The 14,252-nt window shown below is 70.4% G+C and carries 15 protein-coding genes; 1 reads left to right on the forward strand and 14 read right to left on the reverse strand.

Annotation, left to right across the window (positions count from 1 at the left end; genetic code table 11):
• The first annotated feature begins 126 nt into the window (after positions 1-126).
• On the forward strand, positions 127-627 hold the full coding sequence (locus ABZV58_RS32610) for a nitroreductase/quinone reductase family protein (RefSeq protein ID WP_355004042.1): 501 nt from the start codon (positions 127-129) through the stop codon (positions 625-627).
• A gap of 153 nt (positions 628-780) precedes the next feature.
• Here ABZV58_RS32610 and ABZV58_RS32615 read toward each other — a convergent pair whose 3' ends face one another.
• From ABZV58_RS32615 to ABZV58_RS32680, 14 genes are all read right to left on the reverse strand, one after another.
• Positions 781-1,338 (reverse strand): sugar O-acetyltransferase, encoded by a 558-nt coding sequence (locus tag ABZV58_RS32615; protein ID WP_355004043.1) that lies wholly within the window; start codon positions 1,336-1,338, stop codon positions 781-783.
• A 36-nt stretch (positions 1,339-1,374) separates the two neighbouring features.
• Complete coding sequence (locus tag ABZV58_RS32620; RefSeq protein ID WP_355004163.1) at positions 1,375-1,947, reverse strand: ATP/GTP-binding protein; 573 nt, start codon at positions 1,945-1,947, stop codon at positions 1,375-1,377.
• A 28-nt stretch (positions 1,948-1,975) separates the two neighbouring features.
• Positions 1,976-2,416 carry a DUF742 domain-containing protein gene (locus tag ABZV58_RS32625; protein WP_355004044.1) on the reverse strand — a complete coding sequence of 147 codons (441 nt, stop codon included), beginning with the start codon at positions 2,414-2,416 and terminating at the stop codon, positions 1,976-1,978.
• Entirely contained in the window at positions 2,413-2,844 is a 432-nt protein-coding gene (locus ABZV58_RS32630; protein WP_355004045.1) for a roadblock/LC7 domain-containing protein, read from the reverse strand. The genes ABZV58_RS32625 and ABZV58_RS32630 overlap by 4 nt, the downstream gene beginning before the upstream one ends.
• A 19-nt stretch (positions 2,845-2,863) precedes the next feature.
• Complete coding sequence (locus tag ABZV58_RS32635) at positions 2,864-5,485, reverse strand: ATP-binding protein (RefSeq protein WP_355004046.1); 2,622 nt, start codon at positions 5,483-5,485, stop codon at positions 2,864-2,866.
• Between the two features lie 281 nt (positions 5,486-5,766).
• Positions 5,767-5,940, reverse strand: coding sequence for a hypothetical protein (locus ABZV58_RS32640; protein WP_355004047.1), 174 nt, complete (start codon positions 5,938-5,940; stop codon positions 5,767-5,769).
• Positions 5,941-5,967: 27 nt separating this feature from the next.
• Positions 5,968-6,996 carry a hypothetical protein gene (locus ABZV58_RS32645; protein WP_355004048.1) on the reverse strand — a complete coding sequence of 343 codons (1,029 nt, stop codon included), beginning with the start codon at positions 6,994-6,996 and terminating at the stop codon, positions 5,968-5,970.
• Between the two features lie 51 nt (positions 6,997-7,047).
• Positions 7,048-7,554, reverse strand: a complete 507-nt coding sequence (locus ABZV58_RS32650; RefSeq protein WP_355004049.1) for a hypothetical protein — start codon at positions 7,552-7,554, stop codon at positions 7,048-7,050.
• 40 nt (positions 7,555-7,594) lie between these two features.
• Positions 7,595-8,362, reverse strand: coding sequence for an alpha/beta hydrolase (locus ABZV58_RS32655; protein ID WP_355004050.1), 768 nt, complete (start codon positions 8,360-8,362; stop codon positions 7,595-7,597).
• 173 nt (positions 8,363-8,535) lie between these two features.
• The gene (locus ABZV58_RS32660; protein ID WP_355004051.1) at positions 8,536-8,826 is read right to left on the reverse strand and encodes a DUF427 domain-containing protein; all 291 of its coding nucleotides are present in this window, start codon (positions 8,824-8,826) and stop codon (positions 8,536-8,538) included.
• A 128-nt stretch (positions 8,827-8,954) separates the two neighbouring features.
• Entirely contained in the window at positions 8,955-11,459 is a 2,505-nt protein-coding gene (gene pheT / locus ABZV58_RS32665; RefSeq protein WP_355004052.1) for a phenylalanine--tRNA ligase subunit beta, read from the reverse strand.
• A 49-nt stretch (positions 11,460-11,508) separates the two neighbouring features.
• Entirely contained in the window at positions 11,509-12,585 is a 1,077-nt protein-coding gene (pheS, locus tag ABZV58_RS32670) for a phenylalanine--tRNA ligase subunit alpha (RefSeq protein ID WP_067793129.1), read from the reverse strand.
• 257 nt (positions 12,586-12,842) lie between these two features.
• Positions 12,843-13,370 (reverse strand): hypothetical protein, encoded by a 528-nt coding sequence (locus ABZV58_RS32675; RefSeq protein ID WP_355004053.1) that lies wholly within the window; start codon positions 13,368-13,370, stop codon positions 12,843-12,845.
• Positions 13,371-13,425: 55 nt separating this feature from the next.
• Positions 13,426-14,250: an RNA methyltransferase gene (locus ABZV58_RS32680; protein ID WP_355004054.1), complete on the reverse strand. Its 825-nt coding sequence runs from the start codon at positions 14,248-14,250 to the stop codon at positions 13,426-13,428.
• Positions 14,251-14,252 lie beyond the last annotated feature (2 nt).

Raw genomic sequence — 14,252 nt, forward strand, 5'->3', positions numbered from 1 at the left:
CCGCCGTACGAGCACGCGCGAATCACACTCACCCGCACGGCCCCCCATGGCGTCCGAAGAGGCGCGACACAGCGAGATCGCGCCGGTAGCGTAGACGGCACGACGGTGCCGAACCGAGGGATTCACATGGCCGACCAGCCCCAGAGCGACACTCCCGCCCGGCTCAGCTTCACCGGCCGGTTCACCCACTTCGGCTCCACCAGGATGAACGCGATCAGCAGGCTTCAAGGCCGCCTGCACAGCAGGCTCTACGCCAGATTCGGCGGCACCCGGTTCGGCAAGTGGCTGGGGCGGCCGGTCTTCCAGCTGACCGTGCCGGGACGCAAAACCGGCCAACCGCGGTCCGTCGTGCTGATGTACGTCCCGGATTGCGACGATCTGCTGGTCAGCGGCTCGTTCGGCGGCCATCCGAAGCCGCCGAGCTGGTGGCGCAATCTGGTCGCGGCGGGAGGCGGCGAGGCGCGGGTCGGTCACGAGTCCTGGCCGGTGACCGCGCGGGTGGTCACCGACGAGGACGAGTACGCGGCGCGCTGGCGGGTGCTGGTGGCCCACGTTCCGGATTTCGCCACCTACCAGGCGCTGAGTTCACGACGGATGCCGATCGCGGTGCTCAGTCGCACCGAGTGACCGGGCGCTACCGCTCGCGCTGTGCCCGAGCAGTGGCGGTGACCGGATGGGGTGTCCCGGCCTTTGTGGGCGCGGCGCTGGAAGGCACTGGCCGCGTCCGTCCGCCCAGGCGATCGGCAATCCGATTCACCGACCGCCGGGTCCGTGGACCGGCTATAAAGCGCGGATCACTCGTGCAGGGTTGCCCGCGGCGAAGACCGCGTCCGGGAGGTCGCGGGTCACCACGCTGCCCGCACCGACCACCGTGTTCGCGCCGACCGTGACGCCGGGGCAGACGATGACGCCGCCGCCGAACCACACGTTGTCGCCGATCGCGATCGGGGCCGCCGACTCCCAGCGCTGCCGCCGCGCCTCGTGGTCGGTCATCGGATGCAGGGCGGTGAGCAGCTGACAGCGCGGGCCGATGGAGACGTCGTCGCCGATGGTGATGGGCGCGCAGTCGAGCAGGATGGCGTCGTAGTTGAGGAAGCTGTTGGCGCCGATCTCGATGAGATAGCCGTAGTCGCACTGGAACCGGGGCATGATCCAGGACCCCTCCCCCAGCTTGCCGAGCAACTCGCGCAGCACCTGCTCGCGCCGCGCGGTCTCGTCCGGGGCGGTCCTGTTGAACTCGTCGCACAGCGACTGCGCGCGCCGCCGCTCCGCGACCAGCTCCGGATCGCTGTCCTTGTACAACTCCCCGCGCAGCATCCGCTGCTTGTGCTCGCCCACGCGGACCACGCTAGCCGAGCAGCGCGCGCGGCCGTCTCAGCCGACCTCGCGCGCCGTAAGACTCGGCGTCGAGAGGCGGTGCACCAATACCTGCTCCAGCAGTCCGACAAGCACCTCCTTGACCGAATCGCGCTGGCGCGCATCGCATTCCAGGATCGGAATCCAGTCGTCGAGCCCCAGTGCCTCGCGCACCTCGTCGAGCTCGAAGCGCGGGCCGCGCTCGAATCGGTTCACCACCACGACGAACGGGGTGTGGTGCTCCTCGAAGTAGTCCAGCACCGGATAGCAGTCCTCGACGCGGTCGGTGTCCACCACGATCACCGCGCCGAGGGCGCCGTCCACCAGGTCGTCCCAGAGGAAGACGAAGCGGTCCTGGCCCGGCGTGCCGAACAGGTACAGGATGAGCGAGCTGTCCAGCGTGATGCGTCCGAAGTCGAGTGCGACGGTGGTCTGTGTCTTGTCCGCGTGGCCGGGATCATCGATGCCTACTGCCACCTCGGTCATGGCGGCCTCGGTGACCAACGGCTCGATCTCGGAGATAGCCCCGATGAAGGTGGTCTTCCCGACGCCGAAACCGCCGCTGACGACGATCTTCACCGACGAAGGCATCGCCGGGTCGGCGGGAGGAACCCGCAAGTCAGAGTGCCCGTACAAGATCCCTGATCCTCTCGATGGCTGCGGTGGAGAGTTCCGGGGCATCGCGGACGGCGACCTGGCCTGCGGTCACGAGATCGCTGACGATCACCTTCGCGACGCCCACCGGCACCCGCAGCGCGGTGCCGATCTCGGCGATGGAATGCGGATGCTGACACAGCACCACCACGGTGCGCTGTTCGAAGCGCAGCGGGGCCGAGAGCGCGGCGGGCGGCGCCTGCACCAGGGTTTCGATGCGCAAACCGTCCAGCAGCGGGGTGGTGCGCCCCGCGGTGACGACGAACGGACGCACGAAAGCGTCCGCGTCGGAGGTCGGTTCGGCCGGACGGGTGGGTGCGGGACGGTTCGGATCGAACCACCCGAAGGACTGGGTCACCGGGATCATCCGCGGGTCCGGCAGCCGCGGCCGGTCTGGATCTCTCATCTGCGCAACGTCTCTCGCAGCTGGGAGATCAGGGCCGGATCGAGCAGGGCGCCCGCGCGTTCGGCGAGCACCGCCATCTCGTAGCCGACCAGTCCGACGTCGCAGCCGCCCTCGGCGATCACGCCGAGGCAGCTGCCGTCGCCGAGCGCGGAGACCAGCAGAAAACCGCGCTTCATCTCGATCATGATCAATTTCAGGCCGTCGAATTCGTAACTGCGCGAGGCGCTCTTGGCCAGGCTGGCCAGACCTGACACCATGGCGGCCAGCCGGTCTGCCCCGGTGCGGTCCAAGCCCTCCGACATCGCGATGAGCAGGCCATCGGAGGAGACCGCGACGGTGTCGCGGACACCGTCGGTGTTGCGGACGAAATTGCCGAGCAGCCAGTTGAAAGTGTGCGGGTCGGCGGTCTGTTGCAGGTGTGTGGTCACGGGCTCCCCTTCACGGTGGTCATTGCTCTACGGTGGTCTGGGCCAGATTTGCTGTGCGCGTGGCGTTGTCGGCCGGGTTCGCGGCGGGAACGCCGCGCTGATGTCCGGTGCGGAACGCCGACAACATGCCGCGCACCTCGTCCGGCGATCGCTCGACGGCCGGTGCGGCGGGCGGGCGGGGCGCGGACGGGCGCTGCGCCGCGATCGTTTCGGCGGAGCGAGTGCGCTTGGTGCGCTTGACGAGTCCGTTGCGGGTGCGCTGCACCGCGGGTGGCGCATCGCCGGGGGCGGCGCGGAACCACGGGGATTCGCCGACGTCGGCGGCGTGCGTGGACCTGGCAGCAGTACCGGATTCTCGGCCGTTCCTAGCGGACGTGCCGCGGGCATGGTGATCGCCCCTTGACCCCGACTCACGTCCCGCGGCTGCGGCGTGACGTGCGTGCGACCCGAGGGACGGACCCGAACGGAACTCGCCTGCCGCGTCGATGGTTTCGATCGACGCCAGCGGTGTGTGCGATGCGGGTGTCGCAGCTCGGCGTCCGTCGTCGGTCCCGCCGACGCCGTGCACGCGGAATTCCAGTGTCGTACGGGACGACTCGGTGGGTGCGCCGGACGCGGCCTGTCGCGGGCCGGAAGCCGGATGAACACCCGATGCCGCGTGCGCGTCGGCCGAACCGGATTTGCCTGTGGCGCTGTCGGATTCGACAGTAAGCCCGATCGCATCCCGTTCCGGTCGAGAAGCACTGTCCCGTGCGAACGCCGCGCCGTCGCGGCTGCCGCTGTCCGGCGTCGCGTGCTTGTTCCGCTGTCCGCCGAGAAGTTCCGTGGGCAACAGCAGCCGGGCCACGATGCCACTGACGGGCGCGACCGTCAGTTCGACGTCGATGCCGAGCCTTCGGGCCAGCCTGCCCACCACGTAGTGGCCGAGGTAGCGCGTCGGGGCGACCAGGAAGTCGCGGTCGCCGCGCAGGCGGGCATTGGCCTCGGCCAGCTGGTCGGGGGGCAGGCCGACGCCGTGGTCGACGACCGCGAGCAGGTAGCCGCCGGGCAGTTTCCTGCCGTAGATCTCGACCTCCAGATCCGGTGGGGAGAAGGCGAGTCCGTTCTCGATCAGCTCGGCGAGCATGTGTGCCAGCTCGCTGACGATCGCGCCCGTGATGGAGACGTCGTCGATGCGGCGCAGCACGACCCGGCGGTAGTCGTCGACCTCGGACAGGCCCGCGCGGATCACATCGGTGAGCGCGATCGGTTCGGCCCAGCGCCGCGGGCTGCCCTCGCCGACCAGCACCAGCAGGCTCTCGGCGTTGCGGCGCATGCGGGTGGCGAGATGATCGAGTTCGAACAGATTCGACAGCGCCTTCGGATCGAGCTCCTCGCGCTCGAATTCGCTGATCAACCCGAGCTGACGGCGCACCAGATTCTGGTTGCGGCGGGCCAGGTTCGCCATCGACTCCGTGCTGTTGCGGCGCAGCAGCGCCTGTTCCGAGGAGAGGTCGTAGGCGGTGGCCTGCACCCGGTCCAAAGCAGCGGCGACGGCGGCGATCTCGGCCGCGGCGCCGGGCGGCGTCCGCACCGGCTGCGGACGCGGCGGCTGGGTGTCCCCACCGGCGTGCCAGGCGGCGATCACCTCGGGCAGCCGCCGCCCCGCCACGTCGTCGGCCTCGGCGGCGAGCGCGGCCAGCGGACGGACGATGGCGCGCACGCCCGCCACCACCAGGGCGATCTCGATCGCGATCGCGAGCAGCGCGGCGATCAGGAACCCGGCCAAGGTCAGCGCCGCTCCCTGACGCAGGTCGTTCGCGCGCTGCCGCACCCCGTCGCCGACCGCTTGCTGCACGGCGCGCTGCTCATCGATGACGGCCGTCATCTGCGCCCACCAGCCGCTCGGATCCACCGGCCGGACCAACGGGCCCGCACTGGAATCAATGGCGACGCGCTCGGATTCGGCCGCCCGCGTCGCGTCCTCGCCGCGCATCGCGGTGTCGAGCAGATCCCGCTGCGCGACGGTGGCGTCGCGCGCGAATGCCGCGAGCCCTGCCGATTTGGCGGCCCGGATGTCGAGGAACTGGACGTATTCGCCGGGCTCGAAACCGTCTGCGGCGAACACCCCGTTGAGGAAGCCGCGCTCGCGCGCCGTCTGCTCCTTCGCCTCGCCGAGCGAGTACAGCGCGAGCAGACCGTGCCGCACCTCGGCGTCGCGGGCCTGGTCGAGGCCGAGTCGCGGACGGTTCAGCGCGTCGATGGCGTCGGTGTAGAACTGGAACGCGGCCGCCCGGCCGATCCGGCCCGCGTCGACCTGGGCGCGGACCGCGGGCAACCCGGCGAGCTGGCCGACCGCAGCCCGGACCTCGCCGGAACCCGCTGCCGCGCCGGATAATTCGGCTTCGAGCGCGCGCAGCGCGCGGTCGGTCGCGGCGCGCTGGTCCGTTACGGACTGCCGCAGCCGGACGTCACCGCCGAGCAGGCCATTGCTCAGACCGCGCTCACGCTGCGCCTCGTGCAGCAGGTCCTGCACCACCAAGGTGAGCGAGACCGCGGCCACCGTGTCGCCGCTGCGCTGGTACGACTGGATCTCCCTGGCGAGGGTGATGCCGAGCAGCGCGAGCACCAGGGTCAGTGAGACGGCCAGAATTCTCGCCAATCGGCCCCGAATGGTGCGTGGCCGAACTATTCTTCCGACACCGGCCGGTTCCGGAGTGGCGGCCGAAGCCGTCACCGCGCCGCTTGCCTGCGGCCTCGAACGCACACGCACCACCCCGCTCCTCGCGAACTGCGACCGCGACGGTTCGAGATCGAACCCGCGGAATCAGGAGCAAGCTGTCACAGGCCGCAGGCGGTGTCAACGCGAAAATCAGGCAAATCGGACATGAGCAGTCATTCTAAACACGCTGGTAATCCAGTATTTTCGCGGTTTCGATCCGCTCACACCGCGCCGAACGCGACGGTGACCGAGGCGCGGGTGAAGCGCACCACATCAGCGGCTTCGAATGTCATACCGACAGCGTCGAATACCGAGCCATCGCCTTCGAGTACCCGCGACGGCACCTTCGAAACCGCGCGGGCGTCATCGAAAACCGCACCGACGCTGTCGAACACCGCTTCAGCGGCTCAGAAGCCGAGTCCTCAGCCGCGCGCGTCGGCCAGAATCCCCAACACCGCGTCCGAGGTGTAGAACGGTGCGAGCCGCTCGCGAATCAACTTGGCCAGCACGCCGTTTCGCTTCGCGCCCTCGATCACCGCCGGACCGTAGCGCAGGATCTCGGTGGCGATGTCGTCGCCGGAAAGGCCCAGCTCCGGCAGCATGGCGGCGAGCGTGTAGTCGCCGTACTTGGCGTAGAACACCTCGACGCACTCCGCGACGAGCAGGCCGAAGTACTCCTTCTCGCGGGTGGTCACGGCGACCTCGTAGCAGAGCAGCACGAGCTCGTTGAGATCCTTCTGGGTCAGGTACTCGCGCAAGCCGCTGACCGGCTCGTCAGCGTGGAGATCCCAGAACTCCATGGCGGCCGAGTGCACGGGTGCGTCGCGCAGCATCTCGCGGATCGCGTTGTTGGTGCGCTTCAGCGCGAACATCGCGCCCTTGCCGGCGAGATCACCGACGAACGTGCCGTCGGCGGCCTTCTTGGCGCGGTTGGCGGCCGACTGCCCCAGCGACATCAGCGAGGAGACGCCCGGGATCTTCTCGGCGCGCTCCCGGTTGGCCTGCATGAAGTCGTTGATCAGCTTGTCGACGAACTTCGAGGCCACGGTGGCGACCAGCGGGCTCTCGGTGAGCCGGTCCAGGATGCGCTCCTGGGCTTGGTGCATGCCGAGGATCTTCTCCAGCAACGCCTCGACCGGTTCCCGCTCGACCACCTCGCCGAGGGTGTAGTCGTGGTTGGCGGCGATGTTGTCGTAGATCGAGTCCGCGAACACCCCGACCATGTCGGCCAGCACGGGACTGCCGCCGATCAGGTCGACGACCGTCGCGACCGTCTGCTTCGCCTGGTCGAGCTCCACGACTTCACGGAACAGGAGCGTGTCGGCGACACCGAGCACCGCCTCGACATCGCGGGCGACGACCTCGGCGAAACGGTCGCCGGTCACCTCGGCAAGCAGGAAATCCACCTGGGCATCCAGCAGCCGTTCGGCGATCTCACGCGGCTCGCTCATCGAAAATTCCACCCATTCGTTCTCGGTCCGGCACGGTCGGACCAGCGCGGGTCAGCCCGCGTCGTTGTCGCGCAGCGATTTCCGTATCTGGTCCAGACGTTCCCGCGCGGCCTTCTCGCGCGCGGCGAATCGTTCGTCGGCGCTGCGGCCCGCAGGGGTCTGCCGGTCGAGCTCACCCATCCCCTGCGCAGTGCCGAAGCGCTGCTCGACCTTATCGCGAACCGACTCGAAAGTAGGCACCCCGGACGGCGAATATCCGCCGGTCTCGGATGGTGCGGTGATACCGGTCGGTTGAACCGGTACCGCCGGTACCGGGAAACCGCCTCCGACCTGCCCGGATGCCGAGGCGTCCGCGACGCCGCCATGCACGGAAGCGTCGGACGTGGCAGGACTCACATCGGATCCGGAGCCCGCATGAGTCGCTCCGATCAGCTCGTCCAGCGCCGCGCGCACGGCCCAGAACGTCGAGCGCCCCTCCACCGCGGCGCGCAAGGTCGCCGCCAGTTCCGCGTCCGGCAGGGCGGTGAGCCGCGCGAGGATTTCTCTCGTATCACTCATAACGCCAGGCTACGCACCGGAACAGACCACCCGCCCCGTTCTAATCGGCGAGGATCTCCGTCGCCCAGGCACGCAAGGTGGCGGGCCATTCGGCGCCGAGCAGCGCGATGAGATCGTTGTGCCCGCCGCCCGGCACCACCACGAGCCGCTTCGGTTCGGGCGCGGCGGCGTACAACCGCTCGGCATTGCGCAGCGGTAGCAGTTCGTCTTGGTCGCCGTGCATGATCAGCACCGGCGCGGTGAGCCCGGCGATCCGCCGCAGGTTCGGATAGGCGTCGGGGATCAACGGGCGGGGCAGGAACGGGTAGATCGACCCGGCCGCGTCGCGGATGCCGGTGAAGGTCGACATCAGCACCAACCCGGCGGGCGGGTGCGCCTCGGACAGCTCGAGCAGCACACCACCGCCCAGCGACTTGCCCAGGTAGAGCACCCGGTTCGGGTCCACCTCCGGCCGGGCGAGCAGCGCGGTGCGCGCCGCACGCGCGTCGAGGTAGGTGCCGTGCTCGCTGGGTCGTCCGGTGCTGCGGCCGTAGCCGCGGTAGTCGAAGGCGAGCACGTCGAAGCCCGCGGCGACCAGCAGCGCGAAGATCGCGACCCGGTCGCCGAGATTGCCCGCGTTGCCGTGCGCGAAGAGGACGTGCCCGATCGGCCGCGGCGCGGGCAGCCACCAGGCGTGCAGGGTCTCGCCGTCGTCGGTGCGCAGCGACAGGTCGGTGTAGTCGAGGCCGACCGCGGCGGGCGTCTGCAGGACCTGCCGCTCCGGCAGGTAGGTCAGCGCGTTGAGGATCCGAGCCGCGGGGTGTCGCATGCAGACGTTCTTACCCCGCCGAGCCTTGGTGAGTCGTCCCGACCCGCCCGACGGCGACACGACCGTCCTGTGTCCGTATCGGTCTTCGGATGTGCGGGACTACGGCGGCGACAGCCCGCGCCCCGGCTGGCCGACGGTGTCGCTGATACCTCGCGCCGACTCGGCCGCCGGGGTCAGTCGACGACCACGTCGACGCCGCGCCAGAACGCCACCCGGTCGCGCACCATCTCGGCGTCCGGCTTGGGTGCCGGATAGAACCAGGCGGCGTCGGGGTTGCGCTCGCCGTCGACGGTCACCGTGTAGTAGGACGCGGTGCCCTTCCACGGGCAGATCGTGTGATGCTCGCTGGGCTCGAAGTATTCGCGGCGCACGGCGTCCGCGGGGAAATAGTGATTGCCCTCCACCACCACGGTGTCGTCGCTCTCGGCGAGCACCGTCTCGCGCCATACCGCTCGTACGGTCATCGGAACTCCCGATCGTCGGAGGAAAGTTGCCACTCGCCACGCTACTACCGGATGGCAGACCCCCGCCGCTCGGAAACGACGAGACCCGTACGGCTTTGTGGCCGTACGGGTCTCGCTACGGACCATGCCTACCCGCGCAGGACCGCGCCCACCGCCTCGGCGGCCGACGCGACCGCGGCGTCGCGGGCGGCGCTCGCCTCGTCCTCGGTCAGCGTGCGATCCGCGGCGCGGAAGCGCAGGGCGTAGGTGAGGGACTTGCGACCCTCGCCCGCTTGCGCGCCCTCGTACACGTCGAACAGGGCGATGTCCTCCAGCAGCTCGCCGCCGCCGGTGCGCAGCGCGGCCTCGACCGAGCCCGCGGGCACCGACTTCTCGACGCTCACCGACACGTCCTGCAGCACCGCCGGGAACGGCGACACCACCGGAACCGGACGGGACTCGCGCAGCGGCAGCGCGTCCAGGTTCAGCTCGAGCGCGCAGGTCCGCGGCGGCAGGCCGGAGCGTTCCAGCACGGCCGGGTGCAGCTCACCGGCGTGGCCGACGACCTCGCCGTCCACCACCAGCTCAGCGCAGCGGCCGGGATGCCAGGGCAGGTGCGCGCCCGCGCGACGCTCGATGGTCACGCCCGCCGCGTCCGCGATGGCGTCGGCCAGAGCGAACGCGTCGGCGGCCTCGGCTTGCCGTCCCGGACCCCACGGTCCGCGCGGCTCGCGGCGGCCGGTCAGCACGGCGCCGACGTGCACCGGCTGGGCGGGCAGCGAGTCGATCAGCTCGGCGATCTGCTCGTCGGTCGGACGACGATCCACCGCGAGCGCCTCGACGGCCCTGGTGTTCGGACCCGGCAGCACCACCTGCGCGATGCCGTAGATCGTCAGGTCGCGGGCGCCGCGGGAGATATTGCGCGCGGCGACCTCGAACAGACCGGGCAGCAGCGTGGTGGCCAGTTCGGCGCGCTCCACGTCGAGCGGGTTGAGCACCCGGGTGGTGGTGCGGCGCGGGTCGTCGGCGTCCAGGCCCCAGGTGTCGAACACGCCCGAGGGCAGGAACATCGGCGGCGGCACCTCGACGCCACCGGCGAAGGCCAGCGCCCGGCTGACCGCGCGGCGACGGCGCTGCGCGGCGGTGAGTCCGCGCCCGGCCGGGGCGGTCGGCAGCACCGACGGGATCTGCTCCAGACCCTCGAGCCGGAGCACCTCTTCCACCAGGTCGGCGGGCTGGGCCAGGTCGGGCCGCCAGCTCGGCGGGGTGACCACGAGCTGACCGTGCCCGGTCTCCTCGTTCACCGACACCTCGACGGTGCAGCCGATCTGGGCGAGGCGGCGCGCGGACGTGCCGGTCGGGTAGGTGACGCCCGCGACGCGGTCGGCCAGGTCGATGTCGATGCGGATCGGCTCCGCGGGCGGCGTCGGGACTCGCACGTCGGTGAGCGCCGACTCGATGGTGCCGCCCGCGATCTCGGCGAGCAGCGTGGCGGCCCGGTCCAGCGCGACGACGTTGATCTCCGGGTCGACCACGCGCTCGTAGCGCTTGCCCGCCTCGGACACCAGCTTGTGCCTGCGCGCGGTGCGGTAGACGAGCAGCGGGTTCCAGGTGGCCGCTTCGAGCACCACGTCGGTGGTCTGCGGACCGACCTCGGTGCTCGCGCCGCCCATGACGCCGGCCAGCGAGACCACACCGGAATCGTCGGCGATCACCACGTCCTCGGCGTCGAGCACGCGCTCGACTTCATCGAGGGTGCGCAGCGACTCGCCCTTGTGCGCGGTGCGGACCACCAGGCCGCCGGTGAGCTCGGCGGCGTCGAACGCGTGCAGCGGCTGACCCAGCTCGAGCATGACGTAGTTGGTCACGTCGACCGCGGGGGAGATCGGGCGCACGCCCGACAGCAGCAGCCGTCGCTGCAGCCACCACGGACTGACCGCGTTCGGGTCGATGCCGGTGACCCGGCGCACCGCGAACCGGGTGCACTTCGAGGACGGCTCCAGCTTCACCGGCCAGGCGTCGGCCTCGTCGTCGGGCAGCGTGCGCACCGCCGGGTCGGCGAACTCGAGATCGAAGCCGCAGGCCAGCTCGCGAGCCAGGCCGCGCGCCGAGAAGCAGTAGCCGCGGTCGGGGGTGATGTTCAGCTCGATGACGGTGTCGTTCAGGCCGAGCAGCTCGTTGGCGTCCGTGCCCGGCTCGGCGGTGCCCGGCTCGAGCACCAGGATGCCGGAGTGGTCCTTGCCGATGCCCAGCTCGGCGACCGAGCAGATCATGCCGTGGGAGACGTGGCCGTAGGTCTTGCGCGAGGCGATCTTGAAGCCACCGGGCAGCTCGCCGCCGGGCAGGACCACCACGACGAGATCACCGACGGCGAAATTCCGTGCGCCGCAGACGATCTCTTGCAGCTCGGGGTTACCGACGTCGACCTTGCAGAAGCGGATCGGCTTCTTGAACTCGGTCAGCTCGGTGATCTCGGCGACACGGCCGACGACCAGCGGCTTGTCGATGTCACCGGTCACCCGCTGGAGCTTGTCGACCTCTTCGACTTCCAGACCCACGCGGACGAACCCGGCATCCAGTTCCTCCGGCGTCACCGACCACTCGGGCGTGGTGCGCTGGATGATCTCGGTCAGCCAGGACTGCGCTACTCGCACTTGAGGTTTCGCTCTCTCGATCGAAGGGAGTTCGGGAATCGGGCCGGTTCTACGACCGGATGCCGAAGGGCAGGGTGAACCGCACGTCGCCCTCGACGATGTCGCGCATGTCCGGGATGCCGTTGCGGAACTGCAGGGTGCGCTCCAGGCCCATGCCGAACGCGAACCCGCTGTACACCTCGGGATCGATCCCGCTGGCGATCAGCACCTTCGGGTTCACCATGCCGCAGCCGCCCCACTCGACCCAGCCCGCGCCGCCCTTCTTGTCCGGGAACCAGACGTCCACCTCGGCGGACGGCTCGGTGAACGGGAAGTAGTTCGGGCGCATCCTCGTGCGCGTCTCCGGGCCGAACAGGGCGCGGGCGAACGCGTCCAGGGTGCCGCGCAGATGCGCCATGGTCAGGCCCTTGTCCACCGCGAGGCCTTCGACCTGGGAGAACACCGGCGTGTGGGTGGCGTCCAGCTCGTCGGTGCGGAAGGTACGGCCCGGGCACACCACGTAGATCGGCAGGTCGCGCTCGAGCATCGAACGCACCTGCACCGGGGAGGTGTGGGTGCGCAGCACCTGGCGCGAACCCTCCGGCGCGATATGGAAGGTGTCCTGCATGGTGCGAGCAGGGTGGTCGGGCAGGAAGTTGAGCGCGTCGAAGTTGAAGTGCTCGGTCTCCACCTCGGGACCCTCGGCGACCTCCCAGCCCATCGCGACGAACACGTCGGCGATCTGCTCGGAGATGACCGTGATCGGATGGCGGGCACCGTCCGGGAGACGGCGGGCGGGCAGGGTGACGTCGATGGTCTCGGCCACCAGCACGGCCGCGTCGCGCTCGGCGAGCAGCACCGCGCGGCGCGACTCGAACGCCTCGGAAACCCGCGCCCGCGCCACGTTCACCCGCTTGCCCGCGTCGGCCTTCTCCGACTTGGGCAGACCGCCGAGCGCGCGCTGCGCGAGGGCGAGCGGCGCCTTGCCGCCGAGATGCTCGGTCTTGGCCACCGCGAGAGCGTCCAGGTCGGCGGCCGCCGCGAACGCCTTCTCGGCCTCGGCCGCCGCCGCGGCCAGCGCCTCCTCGGTCAGCGCGGTGACTTGCCCCTCGGCGTTCTGCTCGACTCCCGTGTTGTCGTCGGCCACGATCGTTCGTCTCTCCCCTGGGGATCGGTTCGCGGGTCCGGCTTATTGCCTACCCACATTGCTGCTGGTGGAATCCTATTGGATCGGCTGTGCCCGAATCACGCGGATTACCCGCTACCGGCCCGGCGACTGTGCTAGAGCCGCCGATCGGATCCGTGGCAGCGGGCATCCGCGCAGGTATCCGCCTCGCTCGGCGTGAGCGATGGCAGTGGAGACGTGATCGCCCGTCTCCTCGCCACGGCCTGCTATCCGACCGGTCACCAGAGCGGTTCGTACACCGCCTCGCCGTCCAGATCGGGGGCGACCGGCAGGAAATCCGGAACCGTCCGCGCGGCGCTGGCCCGCATCTTGGCGACCGCCTCTTCGACGCCGGGCGCGGCGATGCCGAGCCGGTCGAGCAGTTCCGCGCGCACCTCGAGGAACTCCGGCCGGTCGACGGCGAACTCCTCCTCCAGCTCGGCCACCGGACGGCCCGCGCCGAGATCGCGCCAGTACGGGTAGGTCGCGATCAGGGTGACCGCCTCGACCAGATCGGCGGCGAGCAGGACCGCGCCGCCCTCGGAGTCGGCGTACAGCACCGGGCGCTCCGTGCCCGGCGCGCCACACAGGAAGAACGTGCCGCCCGCACCGTCACCGGCGATCGGCGTGAGCGGCGTTCCGTTCGGCAGCCGCAGGTCCTCGACAGGCTGGCGGCGCCTGATATCGAAATCGCTCGGCCAGGCCAGCAGCCCGGCCAGTTCGGGATCGCCCTCGATCCGGCGCAGCAGTTCGTCCCCGGCGCTCATGATCGAACCCTAGAACGCCTCGGCGTGTCGCACACGAGAACCGCCGAAGGCGCGCCTACCGGTAGCGGACTCGGGAATTCGCGTACAGGCAGATGGCGGCGGCGGTCGCGAGGTTGAGGCTCTCGGCGCGGCCGCGGATGGGGATGCGGATCCGGTGGTCGGCGCGGGCGGCGACGGCGGGCGCGAGGCCGTGCGCCTCGTTGCCGAACAGCCAGGCGACGCGGCCGGTGAACAGTTCGTCGGCGTCGTCGAGGTCGACCTCGCCGTCGGCGGCGGTGGCCAGGATCGTGATTCCGGCGGCGGTCAGGGCGTCCAGCGTTTCGGCGACGTCACGGTGCCGGGCGATCGGGACGTGGAACAGACTGCCCGCGCTGGCGCGCACGCACTTGCCGTTGTGCGGGTCGACGGCGTCACCGGCCAGCACGACCGCGTCGGCGCCGACCGAATCCACCACCCGGATGAGCGTGCCCGCGTTGCCCGGCTCGGCGATCTCGACCGGCACCGCCAGCATGCGCGGCTCGGCGGCGAGCACCTCGTCGAGCCGGACGTCGACCAGATCGCACACGGCGACCAGGCCGGGCGCAGTCACGGTCTCCCCCAGATGTTCGGCCGCGCGCTCGCTCACCAACGTGGCCCGGACCCCGTCGGCGACCGCGCCCGCGATCAGCGCGTGGTCGCGTTCGGCCGCCGTCGGCGAATAGAACAGCTCACGCACCCGGCCGGTCTGCAGTGCCGCGGTGACCGAGTTCGCGCCCTCGGCGAGGAACAGCCCGGTCTTGCGGCGCTGTGGCGCGCGGTGCAGCTTGACAGCGGAAACGACCCGCGGATTGCGCTCGGAGAGCGCGTCCGCGGGTCGTTCCGAAAGGTGTCCCTTGGTCAACA

The sequence above is a fragment of the Nocardia sp. NPDC004654 genome, assembly GCF_040609595.1.
GTDB lineage: Bacteria > Actinomycetota > Actinomycetes > Mycobacteriales > Mycobacteriaceae > Nocardia.